This is a genomic window from Cognatiluteimonas profundi (genome assembly GCF_009792795.1).
In the GTDB taxonomy this organism is placed as follows: Bacteria; Pseudomonadota; Gammaproteobacteria; order Xanthomonadales; family Xanthomonadaceae; genus Cognatiluteimonas; species Cognatiluteimonas profundi.
Window position 1 is genome coordinate 801,721 of the sequence record NZ_VKHQ01000003.1, and the last position, 18,805, is coordinate 820,525.

Below are 18,805 nucleotides of genomic sequence, written 5' to 3' on the forward strand. Positions count from 1 at the left end.
GCCATGGAAGCGCTCGTGCGTGCACTTCCACTGCAGCGCCGCCGGCTCAAGGCGAAGCAATACGTCTTTCGAGCCGGGCAGCCGCGGCACACATTGCACCTGATCCATGCGGGCGTCTTCAAGACCAGCGTGCTGAGCGAGGACGGCCGCGAGAAGATCACCGGCTTCCGCCTGCGCGGCGAATTGCTGGGCCTGGACGCGCTCGACATGGCGACCTATGCCTGCGACGCGGTCGCACTGGACGTCGGCGAGGTCTGGGAGCTTCCCTGTGCGCATCTGCGCGAGACGGTGCCGGAGTTCCAGGAACTGCTGACCGCTGCGCTTGCCAGCGAGATCCGTCGCGACTGGGGTTGGATGCTCGCGCTCGGCACCCTGGCCGCGGAACAGCGGGTGGCGGCTTTCCTGCTCGACCTCACCGCGCGACTGGGCGCCCTGGGCTTCAGCCCGCTGTGCATGACGCTGCGCATGACCCGGGCGGATGTCGGCAATTTCCTGTCGCTGCAACTGGAGACCGTGGTGCGTGCGTTGTCGCACCTGCAGGCGCTCGGACTCATCCGCATCGAACGGCGCGAGATCCGCATCGAGGACCCCGCAGGGTTGGCTGCCACCCTCTCGGCATCGCGCGCCTGCCACTGACCCGCATCGCCCTCAGTCCTGCGGATCCAGGCAGAGGCGCACGGCCTGCGCGAGCTGTTCGCGCCTGTAGGGCTTTCGAAGCAGCGGATACACGGCGTCATCGCCGCGTTCATCGGACAGCGTCTTGTCGTCATATCCAGACGTCATCAACACGGCCAGGCCCGGACGGATGTCGCGCGCTGCCGTCGCCAGCGCATGTCCGTCCATGTCGTCACCGAGCATGATGTCGGTGAACAGCAATGCGGTGTCGGCATGATCGGACAAGTGTTGCAGCGCATCCGTTCCATTGCCGACGGCATGGATGCGATAGCCAAGTGAGCCAAGGAATGCGACCGCAACCTCGCGCACGGCCGCGTCGTCCTCGACCACGAGGATGCCCTGGCCGCGACCACGGACGATGTCGGTGGCGGGAACATCCGCGACCGCCGGGGTGCGCGCCACCGGAAGGTACAGCCTGATGCGCGAGCCGTAGCCCGGGCGGCTTTCGATCAGCATCGATCCACCGCTCTGCCGAACGAATCCGTAGACCATGCTCAAGCCCAGGCCGCTGCCGCGACCGCTGTCCTTGGTCGTGAAGAAGGGTTCGACCGCCCGGTGAAGCGACTCCTCCGACATGCCGTGGCCGTTGTCCTCCACCCAGAAGACGATGTAGTGGCCGGGATCCAGGTCCGGTCGACTGTCCCTCCCGGACACCCAGGCCTCACCGACCGACAACGTGATGACGCCGCCATCGGGCATGGCATCGCGCGCGTTCACCGCCAGGTTGATCATCGCCGTGTCCAGTTGCGTGGGATCGGCAAAGGCGTCCGGCAACGGCTCCAGGCAGTCGTTCACCACGATGCCGATGGAATTGCCCAATGTCCGCCGCATCATCTCGGCGAGGTCCGCCAACATTTTCTTTGGCGCGACCGGTTGCGGCCTCAGGCGCTGGCGCCTGGCGAAGGCCAGCAACTTGGAGGTGAGTTCGGCGCCGCGACCGGCTGCGCGCGATGCACTGGCGATCATGTCGCCCGCCTCGGGCACGCCGGCGACGCGCGACTCGAGCAACTGCAGGTTGCCGGAAATGATCGTGAGCAGGTTGTTGAAATCGTGGGCAACGCCGCCCGTCAACTGGCCGACCGCATCCAGTCGCTGCGAGTGCGCGAGTTGTTCCTCGGTGCGACGCCGCTGGCTCAGCGCCGCCAGGAGGTTGGCGATCGATTGCAGCAGGTGCAGCTCATCGTGGGCGAATGCCCGGCGACGGGGCGACATTGCGATCAATGCGCCCATCGGATGATCGCGATCCAGCAACGGCATCACGGCGATGCTGCCGCTCGCTCCGTCGGGCGCATGGATGGCGCCCCCGATCGCCTGGTCGCGCTCCAGGTCGTCGACCACCATCGCGACGCCATCGCGCACTGCGCGCGACAGCGAATCATCATCCGTGCCCCATACCGACAACACATCCAGCCACTGCGCATCCAGGCCGACGGATGCGGCGACCTGCATGCGGCCGTTCTCGGGGCGGAGAAAGGCGACGGCGACCGCGTCCACCCGCAGCGCTTCGGCGACCAGGGCCGGCAGGCTGCCGATGACGCTCTCCCCATCGGCGGCTTCCAGCGCAAGCTGGCCCACCCGGGCGACGAGTGCGTCGTATCGCGCACGCACGATCGCCTGTCGTGCGCGCTGGCTTTCTGAAATGTCGCGGATCGACGCCAGCACCAGCCGTTTGTCGTCGGGGCTGGTGACCGGCCCAAGCGCGATCTCCACCGGGAACTGCTGGCCATCCGAGCGCTGCCCGATGAGCGTCTGCTCGGAGGTGCCCATTGGCCGCACGCGCGGGTTGTGCAGGTATGCCGCCCGGTGTGCCTGGTGGCGGGCGCGCAGGTCGGGCGGGATCAGGACTTCTATCGACTTCCCCGCCAGCGAGCCGGGCGTGTAGCCGAAGAGCTTCTCCGAGTGCCGATTGGCCTTCACGATGCGGCCGCGGTCGTCCACCACGATCAAGGCATCGGGAACTGTCTCGAACAGCTCGGAATACATGGCCGGTCCCGGTCAGGCCTGGCTGACGGACGCCGCAAGCATGTAACCGGCACCGCGAACCGACTTGATCACGCGCGGCCGTGCGGGGTCGGCCTCGATCTTCCGCCGCAGCCGGCCGATCTGCACGTCGATGGAGCGGTCGTACGGTCCGGCATCGCGACCGTGCAGCGAACTCATCAGCTGGTCGCGCGTCAGCACCTGGTTGGGGCGCTTGAGCAGCAGCAGCAGCAATTCGAATTCGCCACTGGTCAGGCCCAGGTCGGTGCCGTCGCGATCCAGCAGGCGCCGCGATGATGTCTCCAGGCGCATGCCGTCGAACTCGATCGTGCCGGCGGTCGCGTTGCTAGCCCGCTGCAATTGCGCGCGCCGGAGTACCGAACGCACGCGCGCCAGCAATTCGCGCAGGTCGAACGGCTTGCTGACGTAATCGTCCGCGCCCAGCTCCAGTCCGACCACGCGTTCGACCGATTCGCCCCGGCCACTGACCACGATCACGGGCCCATGCCAGTACACCTGGAACTCGCGCAGCAGGCCGAGGCCGTCGCCATCGGGCAGCCCGAGATCGAGCAGCACCAGGTCCACGACCTCGTGGGCGAGGCGCTGGCGCAATTCGGCGCCGTTGCCGGCGATGCTGACGCGATACCCATGCCCGCCCAGGTAGCGGCCAAGCAACGCGCCGATCTCCGGATCGTCATCGACGACAAGGATGTGCGGCGCTTCGCTAGTGGATTCAGACCGTCCTGGCATGGATCACCCTTACCTTGCGCCCGACTCTAGACCCAGGCGCGTGTGCTGCCCGTCTTGACCGGACCGCCACCCATCCGCCCGCTCGCGTGAGCGCAAGGTGAGCACGCATCGACACCACGGTCAGTCGGCCGGCAGTTTCCCGACGCGTTCGACCATGCCACCCAGCACGCCCTCGCCACGGTCGGCGGCGAACAGCTGCTCCAGGTCCTTGCGCGCCTCCTGGGAGGTCTGCACCAACGCCGCCTCGTCGTCGTACACCAGGTGCTGGGTGCGCAGCAGTGCCTCGTCGTGCTCGCGGAAGCGTTCGGCACGCTGCTTCGCAACCGCCTCCGGCGTGCCGAGTGCGACCAGCACCCGCGTCCCCATGAAGAGGCTGGAGAAAAACGTCTCGCGCACGACTTCGGCGCCGAGGTCCATCAGCTCCCACGCGTGGCGGCGATTGCGCGCCCGCGCCAGCACGGTCGCGCCCGGGTACTCGGCGCGGATGAGCCGCACGGCCTTCAGGTTGGCCTCGACATCGTCGATCGCGATGACGAACACCTTGACCCTGGCGGCACCTGCCGCGCGCAGCAGGTCCAGCCGCGACGGATCGCCGTAATAGATCAGGTTGCCGAACCGGCGCATGAATTCCACCTGCTCCGGACTGTGTTCGATGGCGACGAATGGAATGCGCTGGGCCAGCAGCAATCGCGCGACGATCTGCCCGAACCGGCCGAATCCCGCGATCAGCACTTGTGGATGCTGGTCGTCGATCGCGTCGTAGGCGGGCGCGGGCTTTGGCCGTGCGGAACCGACCAGGCGCGACATCGCGATCAGCAATGGCGGAGTCAATGCCATCGACACCCCGACGACGGCGACCAGCCGATCGCGCAGGACGGCATCCAGCAGCCCGGCTGCCTGTGCCTCGCCGAAGATGACGAATGCGAATTCTCCGCCCAGCGCCAGCACGCTGGCCAACAGCAGGGCCTCGCGCGTGTCGAGCCGGCCGGGACGTCGCCCGACGCCGAACAGCACCGCGAACTTCACCGTCATCAGCACCGCGACCGCGACGGCGATGACGCGCGGCTCGGCCAGGACACGGGTGAGGTTGATGCTCATGCCGACGGCCATGAAGAACAGCCCCAGCAGCAATCCCTCGAATGGCTGCACCTGCGATTCGAGTTCGTGGCGGAATTCCGAGTCGGCCAGCAGCACGCCGGCGAGGAAGGCACCCAGGCCCATGCTCAGCCCGGCCAGTTCCATCAGCCAGGCGCTGCCCAGGACCACGAGCAACGCACTGGCCGTGAACACCTCGGGCATGCGCGTGCGCGCGATGAACCGAAACAGGTGCCGCAGCAGCAGGCGCCCACCGAACACGAGTGCGCCGATTGCCAGGAATGCCTTGAGCGCCATCCAGCCGATGGGCTGGGACGACGCCTGCCCGTCGACGCTGCCGAGCAGCGGAATCGCCGCCAGCAACGGAATGGCGGCGAGGTCCTGGAACAGCAGGATGGCGAAGCCCAGGCGGCCATGGTCGCTGGTCAGCGCCTTGCGCTCGGCCAGCAGTTGCAGGCCGATGGCGGTGGAGGACAAGGCCAGGCCCACGCCGATGACGATGGCCGCCTTCCAGCCGGCTCCCAGCCACAGCGACAACGCGCCCAGGGCCAGGGCCGACAACAGGACCTGCAGTCCGCCCACGCCGAATACCGGCTTGCGCATGACCCGCAGGCGCGCGGGCGACAGCTCCAGCCCGATCACGAACAGCAGCATGACCACGCCGATCTGGCTGGCGCCGAGCACTGGCGCCGCATCACCCACCACGCCGAAGCCGTAGGGCCCCAGCGCGACCCCGGCGGCGAGATAGCCCAGAACGCCCCCCAGGCGCACGCGCTTGAACACCGGCACCGCGATCACCGCGGCCAGCAGGAACACCAGTGCGAGTTCAAGACCGCCGCCGTGCATGGCCACCTCCGTGCAGGATTATGAACCGTGGCGATGGGCGCCCGGGCGCCCATCGCCGACGTGCCCGGCTTTGCATTTCCACGTGGGCCGGGCCCGGACAGGTCGGTGAATGGGCCGCGGCCCCGATGTGTTACGTAAAACCGTGGTCCAGTTCAGGGATTGCCGAGCTTGGCACGGTACCCTGTGGCCATGCATCGCCCCATCCTATTGCTGGCAACGGCATTGCTGGCCGCCTGTGTTGCCGACGTCCCGCATCGCTCACAGCCCGCGCACATCGCAATTGCCGCCAAACCATCGACCCCCATCGCCCCGGACACCGCCGCGCCAATGCTGCTCGGTGCGCTGGAAGCCGCCGCGCCGCAAGCAAATCCGCAGGTCCTGGATCTCGCCCTGAAGGCGCGCCGGTGCGCCATCAATCGCGGCGCCGCCTCGCTCGACTCCCGACTCGCCGTCATCGACTACTCGCGGCCGTCGACCGAACGACGGCTGTGGGTCTTCGACATGCAGAAGGCGAGCCTGTTGTTCGACGAGTACGTCGCCCACGGTCGCGGTAGCGGCGACAACATGGCGCAGCATTTCTCCAACGTCGAAGGCAGCCTGCAGTCGAGCCTGGGACTGTTCACGACCGCCGAGACCTACGAAGGCGACAACGGCTACTCGCTGCGGATGGATGGACTGGAGCCGGGCGTCAACGACCACGCCCGCTCGCGTGCGATCGTGATCCACGGTGCGTGGTACGTGGATCCGTTGCTCGCACTCAAACAGGGGCGGCTCGGCCGCAGTTACGGCTGCCCTGCCCTGCGACCGCAGGTTGCGCATGCGGTGATCGACAGCCTCAAGCAGGGACAGTTGCTGTTCGCCTATTACCCGGATCGTGGATGGCTGTCGAAATCACGATTCCTCGATTGCGGGCAAAGCCAATTCGCAGCTGAACGAGTGCCAGCCCTTCACGCGACGTCGCGCTGACATCACGCAGCATTGACCTTCCTTTATACGGTGGGTCGAGCATGCATCCTGGCAATCCTTCAACCCGCAAGTTGGCGGTGGCTGTCTCATCACTGCTGCTGACCGCGGCTTTTGCCACGTCTGCCCGACCGCAGGAAACCACCTTGCCGGCCCCTGCGCCTGCCACCTCTGTCGACGCGATCAACGCGGCGCAGGCGGGCGACAGCCACGATGCGATCCTGCGCGCGCAGATCCTCCTCGACCGCGCGCATTTTTCCCCCGGCGAAATCGACGGACGCGGTGGTTCCAATACGCGCCGGGCCATTTCCGGTTTCCAGGCCTCCAGGGATCTCCCCGTTACCGGCACCCTCGACGATGCGACGTGGTCCGCGCTCATCCAGGACGCGCAGCCGGCACTGGTCAGCTACGCGTTGACGGATGCGGACGCGGCAGGTCCGTTCGAGCCGATCCCGGCGGACATGATGGAAAAGGCCAAGCTGCCGGCGCTGGGTTATTCCTCCGTGCAGGAAGCCATGGGCGAGAAGTTCCATGCCAGCCCCGCGCTGCTCGAGAAGCTCAACCCGGGCACGTCGTTCGCCGTGGGCGAGCAGATCATCGTTCCCAATGTCATGGGCGTTGCCGGTGACCTGCCCAAGGCCGCCAAGGTCGTGGTGGACAAGTCCGATGCGACGGTGAGCCTGGTGGATGCCGCCGGCAAGACCTACGCGCAGTTTCCGGCGACGATGGGCAGCTCCCATGATCCATTGCCGCTCGGTGACTGGAAGATCCAGGGCGTCGGCAACAATCCGACCTTCCAGTACAACCCCGCGCTGTTCTGGGACGCGAATCCAAGACATTCGAAAGCCATGATCCCCGCCGGCCCCAATAATCCGGTCGGCGTGGTCTGGGTCGACCTGTCGAAGGAGCACTACGGCATCCACGGCACGCCCGAGCCCGCCAAGATCGGCAAGACCGAATCACACGGCTGCATCCGCCTGACCAACTGGGATGCATTGACGCTGTCGCATTCGGTCGGGCCGGGCACGCCCGCCGTCTTGCAGGAGTGAGCGCCATGACTGGCTGGCCGGTCATCGGGAGGTGTGCATGAAGAGCGTGCTGCTGTTCCTTGCCGGCGTGCTGGTCGGTGCCAATGTCGTGTACTTCCTAGTGAGGCGTGATTGCCCCGCGCCAGCCATGGCGCCACCGGCATTGTCCGTGGCGCCGGTCACCCAGCCGGTTATGCCGCCCGGCACTTCGGCGTTGCCGCCAGCGCCGGCGCCGGCGCGGACGCCAGTGGCATCGTCACCGGGTGCCGCACTGCCCGCGTCCGCGATCGCCACGACTCCTGCCATCGCCGGCCTGTTGCTGCCGGTCGCGGGGATTGCGCCACGACAGCTCACCGATACCTTCGGCGACGATCGCCAGGGCACGCGTCGCCACGAAGCACTGGACATCATGGCCGCGCGCGGGACACCGGTCCTGGCGGCATCCGATGGCAAGGTCGCCAAGCTGTTCACCAGCGTCCGCGGCGGACTGACCATCTACGAGTTCGATCCGGCCAGTACCTACTGCTACTACTACGCGCACCTGGATCGCTACGCGAACGGACTCGTCGAGGGCCAGGCGCTCAAGCGCGGCGACGTGATCGGTTATGTCGGCAGCACCGGCGACGCCAGTCCGGACGCACCGCACCTGCACTTCGCGATCTTCCTGCTCGGCCCGGAGAAGCAATGGTGGAAGGGCACTCCGATCAACCCCTACCCGTTGCTGGCCAGCGCGTCGGGCAGTCGCTGAAGCGCGGCGGCTTGCCCTTCAATCGCGAATTCGCAAATCGGCGAGTGCGAGCCGGATGCGCCTGATCGACTGACCGCCTGCGTCCAGGGATCCGCCGACGCCGGTGTATCCTCCAGCCACATTCGCTGAACCGGTAAATGCATGAAACGCCTGGCGCTGACCCTATTCGCCGTGATGTCCCTGCTGCTGGCCAGCTGCGCGAGTGGCCCTTCCCGTCGCGTCTCCGATCCGGCCGCCAACATCCAGCAACTGACCGTGCGCGCAAACGGAAGCTGGTCGCTGGATGTGCGCATCGACAACTTCAGCAACGTGCCGATGCGCTTCGACAGCATCCGGCTTGCGATGGTGATCGGCGACGTGCCGGCGGGCACCATCGAAGGACACGCCGGGCTTTCGATCGGCCCGGAATCCGCCGACGTCGCGACCGTCGCACTGGTCCCGTCATCGGCAGCGAAGATCGTCATGGCCGACGCGCTCGCGCGCGGCACCGGCGTGACTTATTCGCTCGAGGGCACCGTCGACGCGGGACTGGAAACCGGCAGCCTGCACAGCTACCGGATCAAGCGCAGCAACGCGCTGGCGCCGGTCCCCGGCCTGGCCGGCGTCCTGCGCTGACACTCCCTGATATCGACGACCTCCCCGCTGGAGTGACATGAGCACCTATCGCGCCCCGCTGTCGGACATGCGCTTCGCCCTGTTCGACGTCCTCGGTGCTGAGGCACTTTTCGCGCGCCTCGGATTCGACGCCGCCACGCGCGACACCGTCGATGCCGTGCTGGACGAGGGGGCGCGTTTCGCCGAAACCGTGCTGGCGCCACTCAATGCGGTCGGTGATGCATCCGGATGCAGTTTCGATGCGCAGACCGGCGAGGTGACCACCCCACCGGGGTTCCGCCAGGCGTATGCGCAATACGTCGATGGCGGGTGGCCGGGCCTGGTCTCTCCCGAGGCCTTCGGTGGCCAGGGGCTGCCGCATGCGGCCGGTGTCCCGCTCAAGGAAATGATCGACGCAGCCAACCTGGCGTGGGGCAATTTCCCGCTGCTGTCCCACGGCGCGACCGAGGCGCTGCTCCACCACGGCGAAGCGTGGCAGCAGGATGCCTTCCTCAGGCCCATCGTGCAGGGCACATGGACCGGAACCATGTGCCTGACCGAACCGCAATGCGGCACCGACCTGGGCCTGCTCACCACGCGCGCCGTCGCCAACGACGATGGCAGCCATTCCATCACCGGCACCAAGATCTTCATCACCGCCGGCGAGCATGACTTCACCGACAACATCATCCACCTCGTGCTGGCCCGACTGCCTGGCGCACCGGCGGGCAGCAAGGGCATCTCCATGTTCATCGTGCCCAGGATGCAGGTCGATCGCGACGGCACCGTCGGCGCGCGCAATGCCGTGCGATGCGGCGCGCTCGAACACAAGATGGGGATCCATGGCTCGGCCACGTGCGTGATGAACTTCGACGGCGCGCGCGGTTACCTGATCGGCGAGCCCAACAAGGGACTGGCCGCGATGTTCACCATGATGAATACCGCGCGCCTTGCGGTCGGCCTGCAGGGACTCGGGATCGCGGATCGCGCATGGCAGAACGCACTGCGCTACGCGCGCGAACGCCTGCAGATGCGCGCGCTCTCGGGACCGAAATTCCCGGAGCAACGCGCCGATCCGATCATCGTGCACCCCGACGTGCGCCGGATGCTGCTGACGCAGAAGGCACTGGTCGAAGGCGGTCGCGTGCTGGGCTACCACGCAGCGTCGCTGATCGATATCGTCAGCCACGGCGCGGATGCAGCCGAGCGCGCGCAGGCGGATGCCTTGTTGGGCTTCCTGACGCCGATCGTCAAGGCGTGCCTGACCGAGTGGGCGGTCGAATGCACATACCACGCGCTGCAATGCTTCGGCGGCCACGGCTACATCGCCGAACACGGGATGGAGCAACTGGTGCGCGACGCCCGCATCACGACCTTGTACGAAGGCACCACCGGCATCCAGGCACTGGACCTGATGGGCCGCAAGACCCTGCAGCAACACGGAGCGGGACTGCGGGTGATGCTGGCGATGATCGAGGATTTCTGCGCCGACAGCGCCAACCAGCAGGCGGCCGGCGAGTTCATCGCGCCCCTGCGTGAAAAGGCCGCCGAATGGCAGGAACTCACTCGCACCATCGGCCTGCGCGCCGCCGCCGATCCCGATGAGATCGGTGCCGCCGCATACGACTATCTCTTCTATTCCGGCTACGTCGCACTGGCGTACTGGTGGGCGCGCAGCGTCGTGGCGGCCGACGCGTCGACGCATTCGTCCGCATTCAAGGCAGCGAAACGTGAGACCGCGCGGTTCCATTTCGCCCGGCTGCTGCCACGGACGCTGATGCACAAGGCGGCGATCGAGAGTGGCGCCGGTCCGTTGATGTCGCTGGAGGCGGAGCGGTTCGACGCCTGATCCGGGCGCCCGCCCGGGCAAGCGCGATCTGCGCCGCCTGCCGTACAAAGTCGCGGCGAATGGGTATAAGGTTGATCCCCGATGGAGACCGACAGAGCGACGTTGCGCCTTGTCCAAGCGGGAGCCCCTGCGGATTCCGGGCTCGCCGCTGCCGACGTGGCCGACACGTTGCAACCCATTCCCCGACTCGATGCCGTCCGCCTGCTGTCCCTGGACGCGCATGGCCGCGTACTCGACTGGATGAGCTGGCAGGACGCGACGTGCCTCTACGTGCGCGGCGCGGTGGCCTGGACGCTCGGCGACCCCTGCCTGAGCGTCCGCGGCGGCATTTCCCGCATGACCGGCGAGCGCAGCGTGCTGGACCTGCATCCGATCGTCGCGGCGCGGGGCCATGCGCGCGCACATGCGCTCGATCCCACGCCCTCGCTCACCAATGTCGCCCTGTTCGCCCGCGACCAGCACCTGTGCCTGTATTGCGGACGCGACTTCAGCCGCCAGCATCTGACGCGCGACCACGTCGTGCCGCTGTCCAGGGGCGGCCGCGATATCTGGGAGAACGTCGTCGCGGCCTGCTTCCACTGCAATTCGCGCAAGGGCGGCCGGACGCCGCAGCAGGCATCGATGCCACTACTGGCGATCCCCTATCGCCCCAGCTGGATCGAACACCTGATCCTGTCGAACCGAAACATCCTCGCCGACCAGATGGCCTTCCTGAGAAGCCACCTGCCCAAGCGCAGGCAACGCCTGGCCTGATGGTTGACAGGCCATGGCGTCGGCGCGGGCGCTCCGCCAAGGCGCAACTTCGCTACACTCGAAGCAGCCCAATCTGAACCGGATCGCAACATGGCACTGACGCTCGGTTTTACCGGCATGGACGCGGCCACCGAGGCGGCGTTGACCGCGGCCTTCAACCAGGCCAATGGCAGCCTGGGTCATCCATGGCAGCTGGTGCCCGACGCAGAGGCGGCAACGGTCATCGTCGACATGGACAGCATGTACGGCCCGATGAGCTGGCTTCGACTGCATGCCGCAGGCAAGCAGGTGGTGGGGCTGAGTTCGGCCGCCCGCACGCAGACCGATTTCCATCTCCGCCGCCCGTTCGACGCCGACAGCGTGGCCGAGCTGCTGCAGGCCGTCAGTGGTGGCCAGCCTGCCAAGGCCGCCGGCAAGCCCGCTGCCGAGCCCCAAGCCTCACGCAAGTCAGCTGCAGCCGCGCCGAAGGAATCCAGAGCAAGTGCTCCGGCTGCTGCGCCGCCGCACGTGGCTGCCGTGCCATCGGGCATGTCGCCGTCGCCCGTGCCGCAGGATCTGCTTCCCGAGGAACATCCGCTTCCCGTGGATGAGGAAGCGGAGCCGCCCGCACCCGCACCGCACCTGCCTGCGTCGGTCGAGGCCGGGACACTGGCCCCGACCACGATCACGCCATCAGCCGCCGTCGTGCACCCGGCGCCGGCAGTGGAGCCGATTGCACCGGCAACCCCGGCCCGGGAGCCCGTTTTCGCCGACTGGCTCGCGCCCGGCGCGCTGAGCGGGCGATTCCGCTACCGCCGCGCCGTCCAGGAGCCCCTCCTGATCGACGCCAATGCCCGTCAGTACTTTGCGACCACGTCGCTCAAGCCGCTGGCCAGCGTGATCGAGGGCCGCGTTGGCCGTGAGGATTTCCAGCCCGTGGATGCGGCCGCCTGGGCCCGCGAGACCGAGGCGCTTGGCGCGGCGCAACCCCTGAATCGGCTGCAGTGGTTCGGCGGACTGGTCGCCGGCAAGGGCCATCTCCTGCCTGAGTTCGACACCTCCGGCCGCTACCGCCTGGGCAAGTGGCCGCAGACCGAGCGCGAATTCCCCAAACACTTCCGTATCGCCACGGCAATGATGAAAGGGCCCGCGACGCTGGCCGAACTGGCCGGCGCAAGCGGCGTCTCCTTCCAGGAAGTGGCGGACTTCGTCAATGCCAGCCTGATCACCGGCTATGCGGAACTGGTACCCGACGCGCCGCCGGAGCCTGTGGAACCGCCCAAGCCCGCTGGGCTGTTCGGACGTCGGCGCGGAAAATAAACAATCCCGCGCGACGCACCCGACTTTCCTTGCCCGTCACGGCGTCGGCGGCGAAAATGGCGGGATGATCGATCCTTCGCGGTATCCGCACCTTTCGCGCATCGATTCCCCGGCCGACCTGCGCCAGTTCGATGCTGACGAACTGCCCGCGATCGCCGAGGAGTTGCGCGCCTACCTGATCGAATCGGTCGGCCGCAGCGGCGGCCACTTCGGCGCTGGCCTGGGCGTCATCGAACTCACCGTCGCCCTGCATTACATCTACGCGACGCCGGAAGACCGCATCGTCTGGGATGTCGGCCACCAGACCTACCCACACAAGATCCTGACCGGTCGTCGCGACGCGATCCACACGGTCAAGCAGAAGGACGGCATCGCGCCCTTTCCGAAACGCGACGAAAGCCCTTACGACGCGTTTGGCGTCGGCCATTCCTCGACATCGATTTCCGCTGCGCTGGGCATGGCGATCGCCAACGCGCAGGCCGGAATCGATCGCAAGGTCGTCGCCGTGATCGGCGACGGAGCGATGACGGCGGGCATGGCCTACGAAGCGCTCAACCATGCCGGCGGCATGGATCCGGAACCCGACCTGCTGGTCATCCTCAACGACAACCGGATGTCGATTTCGGAAAACGTCGGCGGGCTGACCCGCATGCTCGGCCGCATGACCGCGAGCCGCACGCTCAATGCGCTGCGCGAAGGCGGCAAGAAGCTGCTGGGCGACAAGAACAATCCGACGGCGAAGTTCGTGCGCCGCTGGGAGGAACACTGGAAGGGCATGTTCGTCCCCTCCACCCTCTTCGAGGAAATGGGTTTCCATTACACCGGGCCACTCGACGGCCACGATGTCGGCGCGCTCGTCTCGACCCTGCAGACATTGAAGACCCTCAAGGGTCCGCAGTTGCTGCATGTGATCACGACCAAGGGCAAGGGCTACGAACTCGCGGAAGGCGACCAGATCGGTTATCACGCGGTCTCGCCGTTCGATCCACAGGAAGGCCTGGCGGCACGACAGGGTGCGAAGAAACCGACGTATACCGACGTCTTCGGTGACTGGATCTGCGACATGGCCGCCGCCGAGCCGCGGCTGCTCGGAATCACGCCGGCAATGCGCGAGGGCTCCGGCCTCGTCCGCTTCAGCAGGGAATACCCTGACCGCTACTTCGATGTAGCCATTGCCGAGCAACACGCCGTCACCCTGGCGGCCGGCATGGCCTGCGAAGGCGCCAAGCCGGTCGTCGCGATCTATTCGACATTCCTGCAGCGCGGCTACGACCAGCTCGTACACGACGTGGCGCTGCAGAACCTCGACGTGTTGTTCGCGATCGACCGCGGCGGCACCGTTGGCCCCGATGGAGCGACGCACGCCGGCAACCTCGACCTGAGCTACCTGCGCTGCGTGCCGAACATGGTGGTGATGGCCGCGTCGGACGAAAACGAGTGCCGGCAGATGCTGACGACCGGCTTCGCTTTCGACGGACCCGCAGCGGTTCGCTATCCACGCGGCTCAGGCACGGGGGTGGCAGTCGCGGCAACACTGGATGCCTTGCCGATCGGCGTGGCGCAGCTGCGCCGGCGTGGTACGCGCATCGCCCTGCTCGCATTTGGCGCGACGGTTGCGGCCGCGGAAAGCGTGGGCGCCGAACTGGGCCTGACGGTGGTCAACATGCGCTTCATCAAGCCGCTGGACCGCGCCCTGCTGCACGAGGTTGCCGCTTCACATGAGGGACTGGTCTCGATCGAGGACAACGTCGTGGCCGGGGGCGCAGGGTCAGCCGTGGCTGAATTGCTCGCCGCGGACAACATCCCGGGTTCAATGCTGCATCTCGGCCTGCCGGACGCCTTCCAGCATCATGCGAGCCGCGAGCAGTTGCTGGCGGAAGCCGGACTCGACCCCGCCGGCATCCGCGCGTCGCTGCTGGCACGCTGGCCCGACCTCGCGCGTCCGCGATCCGTGCACACAGCGACCGGCTGAGCGATCCGCGCCAAGCCCCCGCTGGGGCGCATCCGGATCGTTGGCGCCGCCCTTTCCGCCGGCGCCCGTGCATGGTCCCGGACACGGCCCCACCAACCCATGGGTAGTGAGGTTCCTGCCCTCACAAAAAAACGGCCCGCTTTCGCGGGCCGTTGGAACCACTGACCGCAATCAGGTCAAAAGAGCGCGCCGTTGACGCTGACCGCATCCCATGCGGCAGCGACAGCGTTGTACTGCGCGGAACCCGCACCGAACAGATCGACGGCAGCGCTCAGCGTCGCCTGGCGTGCACCGGCATAGTTGGTATCGCTGGTCATGTAATCCGCCATGCCGTGGTACCAGATCTGCTCCGCATCGCTGCGACCGATGCCCACGATCGCCGTGTTGCCATTGCAGACCAGCGACGCGGCCGTCAGGTTGGCCGGCGTGCCCGCACCGTAACCGGCAGGAACCACCGCGCCTTCGGCAAGCAGATAGAAGAAGTGGTTGGCAACACCCGAGCTGTAATGGACATCCAGGTTGCCGACGTTGCTGTCATAGCAGTCGGCCGACGCGCCGTCGAGGCTCGGCTTGAACATCCAGCGCAGGGCCTTGGTGCCCGGATTGTGCGCATAGACCTTCTCGCCGATCAGATAGTCGCCCGGATCGTTGGCATTGTTGGCGTAGTACTCGACCATCGTGCCCATGATGTCCGAGTTGGCTTCATTCAGGCCACCCGATTCGCCCGAGTAGGTCAGGTTGGCTTCGCGCGACGACACGCCGTGCGACATCTCATGCCCGGCGACATCGAGCGCAACCAGCGGATTGATGGTGACGCCGTTGTCGCCATCGCCGAAGGTCATGCAGAAGCAGCTGTCGGACCAGAAGGCGTTGGCGTAATTGCGGCCGTAATGGACGCGGCTGAGCGCACCATTGCCGTTGTCGGCGATGCCGTTGCGGCCGTAGACGTTCTTGTAGTAATCCCAGGTCTCCGAAACGCCGTAATGGGCGTCGGCCGCGACCGTTGCCGAATCGGTCAGGGCGTTGTTGCCCCATGTGTTGTCGGCATCGGTGAAGACGCTGCCAAGGCCCGACGTGCGCATCGCCATGTTCGATGTGCGGCCACCACCACGGGTCAGGTCCGTCAGCTGGTATGTCGTTCCACAGCGAATGGTATTGACCGTGACATTGCCCTCGGTCAGCGACTTGCCGGTACCGACTGATGCGACCGGGCTGGTGCATCCAGACGGATCGCGCCCAGGTACGGCGGTTTCGACCGTATCCCACTGGCCCAGGATCCTGCCGCTGCGCGCGTCGACGAAGTAATGCATGTCGGTCGGCGTCTGGTCGGCCTTGAAGCCCGAGAAAGTCACTTCATGCGCCAGCACTGGCTTGGTTCCGCGTGCGTAGATCACCAGGCGTGAAGTCGGCATGCCGACAAAACCGGTCCCGAAGCGCGCACCGGCCTCGATCACCGCCCGCTGGCTGCTGACTTGCGGGATGACGTCGGGACGCAAGCTGGTCTTCATCGTCTGGCTGACGCCGGTAACGCGGCCATTGCGCGAATGCAGGACGAAATCACCACCGATGACCGGAAGCCCACGGTATGTGCGATCGAAACGGACATGCTCGGTACCGTTTGATCCGACATGCGCGGTGCGGACGGTGAACGCATCGGCGACGGCACGATGGACGGCGGCCGCGGCGGGGCCATCGACGAGTCCCTTGGCCCGGACGGCAACCGACGACTTGCCCACTGTAGCGGCGAAGGCGGGTGCGGATGCGACCAGTGCCGAAGCGATGGCGATGGTGAGAAGGCGCGATTGCAGTTGCATGGTGTTCCCCCAAGGAATGATTGTTCGTTGCTCGAATGGCGTGGCGGACTGCCGGCACGGGTGTGGATGACTTTCGACCGGTTGAACCACGCCCCCACTCATCCCGCTACAAGCGGCGAATGACTTCTAGCTGGCCGATGACCGACCAGCCCTTCTCACTGCTGACCCAGCGCCCGGCTGACGGATGCCCTGCATTGGATTTCGACGGACATCGACAGGAGGTAGCAGCGTCGCTCCTTCAAAATACGATACCCGCAACTGGAAACCACGAGGCGAGTAGCCGATGAATACCGTTTTATCGCCCTGCGCACTGTTGTATCGCGCCGCCAGCTGGGGATTTTGCAGCTCGAGCAGTACGCCCAGGCTCTCGGGCTTGTCGAGTCCTGCGTTGTATTTCTGCAGCACGCTGCACGCGCGTTCGAAGAAAGGAGCCGTCTGCTTCTGGCCGCGGACCTCCGTCGCGAAGAACTGGCGGTAGTAGTACATCGGCTGCCGAAGGCGCGGCAACACGCGCAATACCGCGGTACCGACTGCACAAAGCCTGCCCTCCTCGTCCCGCGCGATGCAGACCGCCTGATCGGCGCGCACGGCGGCCTGGGCCGGGTTGCGCATGGCCTGGTTGGCCTCCCACATCGCAAGCAGCTCAGCCTTGAGTTCGGGGGTGACCTGCTTCCAGACCGGGATGATTTCTAATGCCACGGATTTGCCTCTGCCGTTGGTGGTTCACGCCGGGACGAGCCGGACTCAAGACGATTCATTTGGTTGCCGGTGCGACGGGTTTGCTGGCTGACATCCGACGAACGAGCCCGACATATTCATTGAATTCCAGGCGCTGGTTCTTGTTGGTGTCGAAGGACGACAGCGGCAATGCGGCGCTGCCGGCGTTCTTGACCAGCAGGAGGTTCGGATATTCCCCTGCATCGATCGCCCCGTTGCCATTGGCATCGACCTTGTGGAACTGCAGGCGCAGGCGCTCCTGTGTTTCGGCCGCCTGGCGAAGCACCATCCAGCCGGCCTCGAACTCGGTGCGCGACAACGCGCCGTTCTTGTCCGAGTCCCAGGCATTGAAGGTGGCATTGACCTGCGCGGCAACGGCCGGCGGCGGTTTGGCAGTGCTTGCGCCTTGTGCCCAGCCGGCCGAGGCGGACAACAGCAGGACGAGGCTTGTGACGGCGGCGAGCGAACGCTTTGCGGAAATCATTTTGCGGGGGCCTCGCTGGGCAGGTCGGATTCGAAAGTGATCAGGTCGCGGATTTCCGGAGTGCGCAGGCCGATCATCATCGGATTGCGCACGTTCGGCAGGAAGCTGATGTCGAAGATCTCGGTGATGTCGCCTTCAAAGCGGATCCAGTTCATGACGTCGCCATTGGTCAGCGAGACGATCTGCACGCCACACCATGGGTCTGCATCACGGCTGCGCAGCTCCTCGTCAAGCTGGAGTCCCTCGAAACGTTGGTTGCGCGGCTTGGACAAGCCCACGGCTGCAACGTTCCCGATGATCGACAGACCGCGGAGGAAGCCCGGGAAGAACGCCAGGGGAACGAATTTGCGGGTGGCGAAGTCGACCCAGCCAAGATGCCCCGTGCCGGCGTTGAGGACCCACAGCTTGCCGTTTGCCCATCGCGGCGAGTGCGGCATCGACAGGCCCTCGCACACGATCTCATCGGTTTCGACATCGATGACCACGCCGCCGTCGTGACGGCGATCGCGCCAACCGTCGACTGCGTCGCTCTTGCAGACGGCGGTGACGTACTTGGGACGCCCGTCGACCATCGCCAGGCCATTGAGGTGGCAACGATCCTCCGGCGCCAGCTTGCTGATGAACGGCGGTTTCCAGATCGCCTTGAAGCTGTGGGTCTGGCTCAGCTCGGCAAGGCAGGAATACTTGGTGTTGACGAAGACGACCCTGCCATCCGTGCAGATGCCAAGCTCGTGGATATCCAGGTCGCCGATCGTCTGCGCATTGCGCGGCACGTAGCACTTGTCGAACTGGCCGTGGATGATCTCGTTCGGCCGCAGGGCGTTCTCGAACCGCCAGAGCTGGTACAGCCCACCGAGGTAAATGCGCTGCGCATTGCCGACGATGCCCATCGCGCGTTCAAAGATCCGCTCGAAGAACGAGACGCGACCCTGCTTGTCGCTGCCGACCAGGTACACGCGACCGGTCTGGTAGGACGAGATGGCGAGTGAAATGCGATTGCTCGCCAACCATCCGGCCAGCCCCCGCGAGCAGGATTTCTCGACCCGCATCTTCGTGATGTCGACCGGCGCCTTTGCCGGCTTTCCAGCTCCCGGCTGCCCGGCCCCCGGGGTGCCTGCATCGGCAGCGGCTGGTTGCGCCGCACCCACTACATCCAGTCCCGCGTCCATCTGGGCGGTATCGCTGACGTTCTGGATGTCCGCGTCTGAACCTTGGTTCTTGCTTGCCAATTCCTGCTC

The 18,805-nt window shown here is 66.3% G+C and carries 16 protein-coding genes; 9 read left to right on the forward strand and 7 right to left on the reverse strand.

What is annotated here, in order from left to right:
• Positions 1 to 15: 15 nt before the first annotated feature.
• Positions 16 to 636, forward strand: coding sequence for a helix-turn-helix domain-containing protein (locus GST15_RS05750; RefSeq protein ID WP_159016257.1), 621 nt, complete (start codon positions 16 to 18; stop codon positions 634 to 636).
• Between the two features lie 12 nt (positions 637 to 648).
• Here GST15_RS05750 and GST15_RS05755 read toward each other — a convergent pair whose 3' ends face one another.
• From GST15_RS05755 to GST15_RS05765, 3 genes are all read right to left on the reverse strand, one after another.
• Positions 649 to 2,658 (reverse strand): PAS domain S-box protein, encoded by a 2,010-nt coding sequence (locus GST15_RS05755; RefSeq protein ID WP_159016258.1) that lies wholly within the window; start codon positions 2,656 to 2,658, stop codon positions 649 to 651.
• A gap of 12 nt (positions 2,659 to 2,670) precedes the next feature.
• The gene (locus GST15_RS05760; RefSeq protein WP_159016259.1) at positions 2,671 to 3,405 is read right to left on the reverse strand and encodes a response regulator; all 735 of its coding nucleotides are present in this window, start codon (positions 3,403 to 3,405) and stop codon (positions 2,671 to 2,673) included.
• Positions 3,406 to 3,525: 120 nt separating this feature from the next.
• A complete protein-coding gene (locus tag GST15_RS05765) occupies positions 3,526 to 5,346 on the reverse strand; it encodes a monovalent cation:proton antiporter-2 (CPA2) family protein (protein WP_159016260.1) in 1,821 nt (606 codons plus the stop codon).
• 189 nt (positions 5,347 to 5,535) lie between these two features.
• Between GST15_RS05765 and GST15_RS05770 the strand changes: the two genes are divergently transcribed.
• From GST15_RS05770 to dxs, 8 genes are all read left to right on the forward strand, one after another.
• A complete protein-coding gene (locus GST15_RS05770) occupies positions 5,536 to 6,312 on the forward strand; it encodes a murein L,D-transpeptidase catalytic domain family protein (protein ID WP_199268715.1) in 777 nt (258 codons plus the stop codon).
• 41 nt (positions 6,313 to 6,353) lie between these two features.
• Positions 6,354 to 7,358, forward strand: coding sequence for a L,D-transpeptidase family protein (locus tag GST15_RS05775; RefSeq protein WP_159016261.1), 1,005 nt, complete (start codon positions 6,354 to 6,356; stop codon positions 7,356 to 7,358).
• Positions 7,359 to 7,395: 37 nt separating this feature from the next.
• Positions 7,396 to 8,085, forward strand: a complete 690-nt coding sequence (locus GST15_RS05780) for a M23 family metallopeptidase (protein ID WP_159016262.1) — start codon at positions 7,396 to 7,398, stop codon at positions 8,083 to 8,085.
• Positions 8,086 to 8,259: 174 nt separating this feature from the next.
• Positions 8,260 to 8,700, forward strand: coding sequence for an LEA/WHy family protein (locus GST15_RS05785; protein ID WP_159016263.1), 441 nt, complete (start codon positions 8,260 to 8,262; stop codon positions 8,698 to 8,700).
• A gap of 37 nt (positions 8,701 to 8,737) precedes the next feature.
• Positions 8,738 to 10,528, forward strand: coding sequence for an acyl-CoA dehydrogenase C-terminal domain-containing protein (locus tag GST15_RS05790; protein ID WP_159016264.1), 1,791 nt, complete (start codon positions 8,738 to 8,740; stop codon positions 10,526 to 10,528).
• A gap of 81 nt (positions 10,529 to 10,609) precedes the next feature.
• A complete protein-coding gene (locus GST15_RS05795; RefSeq protein ID WP_159016265.1) occupies positions 10,610 to 11,281 on the forward strand; it encodes an HNH endonuclease in 672 nt (223 codons plus the stop codon).
• A gap of 90 nt (positions 11,282 to 11,371) precedes the next feature.
• Complete coding sequence (locus tag GST15_RS05800; RefSeq protein WP_159016266.1) at positions 11,372 to 12,580, forward strand: hypothetical protein; 1,209 nt, start codon at positions 11,372 to 11,374, stop codon at positions 12,578 to 12,580.
• 64 nt (positions 12,581 to 12,644) lie between these two features.
• Entirely contained in the window at positions 12,645 to 14,552 is a 1,908-nt protein-coding gene (gene dxs / locus GST15_RS05805; protein WP_159016267.1) for a 1-deoxy-D-xylulose-5-phosphate synthase, read from the forward strand.
• Positions 14,553 to 14,728: 176 nt separating this feature from the next.
• Here the strand turns inward: dxs and GST15_RS05810 are convergent, their stop codons facing one another.
• The 4 genes from GST15_RS05810 to GST15_RS05825 all read right to left on the reverse strand — a co-directional run bounded on the left by GST15_RS05810 (position 14,729) and on the right by GST15_RS05825 (position 18,796).
• The gene (locus tag GST15_RS05810; protein WP_159016475.1) at positions 14,729 to 16,360 is read right to left on the reverse strand and encodes a M4 family metallopeptidase; all 1,632 of its coding nucleotides are present in this window, start codon (positions 16,358 to 16,360) and stop codon (positions 14,729 to 14,731) included.
• Between the two features lie 132 nt (positions 16,361 to 16,492).
• Positions 16,493 to 17,065: a hypothetical protein gene (locus tag GST15_RS05815; protein ID WP_159016268.1), complete on the reverse strand. Its 573-nt coding sequence runs from the start codon at positions 17,063 to 17,065 to the stop codon at positions 16,493 to 16,495.
• 55 nt (positions 17,066 to 17,120) lie between these two features.
• A complete protein-coding gene (locus GST15_RS05820) occupies positions 17,121 to 17,567 on the reverse strand; it encodes an EF-hand domain-containing protein (protein WP_159016269.1) in 447 nt (148 codons plus the stop codon).
• On the reverse strand, positions 17,564 to 18,796 hold the full coding sequence (locus GST15_RS05825) for a TIGR03032 family protein (protein ID WP_233263060.1): 1,233 nt from the start codon (positions 18,794 to 18,796) through the stop codon (positions 17,564 to 17,566). The genes GST15_RS05820 and GST15_RS05825 overlap by 4 nt, the downstream gene beginning before the upstream one ends.
• Positions 18,797 to 18,805 lie beyond the last annotated feature (9 nt).

Coding starts and splice junctions, on each gene's coding strand:
- GST15_RS05775 (WP_159016261.1), top strand. CDS start 6,354: ATGCATCCTGGCAATCCTTCAACCCGCAAGTTGGCGGTGGCTGTCTCA.
- GST15_RS05770 (WP_199268715.1), top strand. CDS start 5,536: ATGCATCGCCCCATCCTATTGCTGGCAACGGCATTGCTGGCCGCCTGT.
- GST15_RS05755 (WP_159016258.1), bottom strand. CDS start 2,658: ATGTATTCCGAGCTGTTCGAGACAGTTCCCGATGCCTTGATCGTGGTG.
- GST15_RS05790 (WP_159016264.1), top strand. CDS start 8,738: ATGAGCACCTATCGCGCCCCGCTGTCGGACATGCGCTTCGCCCTGTTC.
- GST15_RS05820 (WP_159016269.1), bottom strand. CDS start 17,567: ATGATTTCCGCAAAGCGTTCGCTCGCCGCCGTCACAAGCCTCGTCCTG.
- GST15_RS05785 (WP_159016263.1), top strand. CDS start 8,260: ATGTCCCTGCTGCTGGCCAGCTGCGCGAGTGGCCCTTCCCGTCGCGTC.
- GST15_RS05795 (WP_159016265.1), top strand. CDS start 10,610: ATGGAGACCGACAGAGCGACGTTGCGCCTTGTCCAAGCGGGAGCCCCT.
- GST15_RS05760 (WP_159016259.1), bottom strand. CDS start 3,405: ATGCCAGGACGGTCTGAATCCACTAGCGAAGCGCCGCACATCCTTGTC.
- GST15_RS05800 (WP_159016266.1), top strand. CDS start 11,372: ATGGCACTGACGCTCGGTTTTACCGGCATGGACGCGGCCACCGAGGCG.
- GST15_RS05765 (WP_159016260.1), bottom strand. CDS start 5,346: ATGCACGGCGGCGGTCTTGAACTCGCACTGGTGTTCCTGCTGGCCGCG.
- dxs (WP_159016267.1), top strand. CDS start 12,645: ATGATCGATCCTTCGCGGTATCCGCACCTTTCGCGCATCGATTCCCCG.
- GST15_RS05780 (WP_159016262.1), top strand. CDS start 7,396: ATGAAGAGCGTGCTGCTGTTCCTTGCCGGCGTGCTGGTCGGTGCCAAT.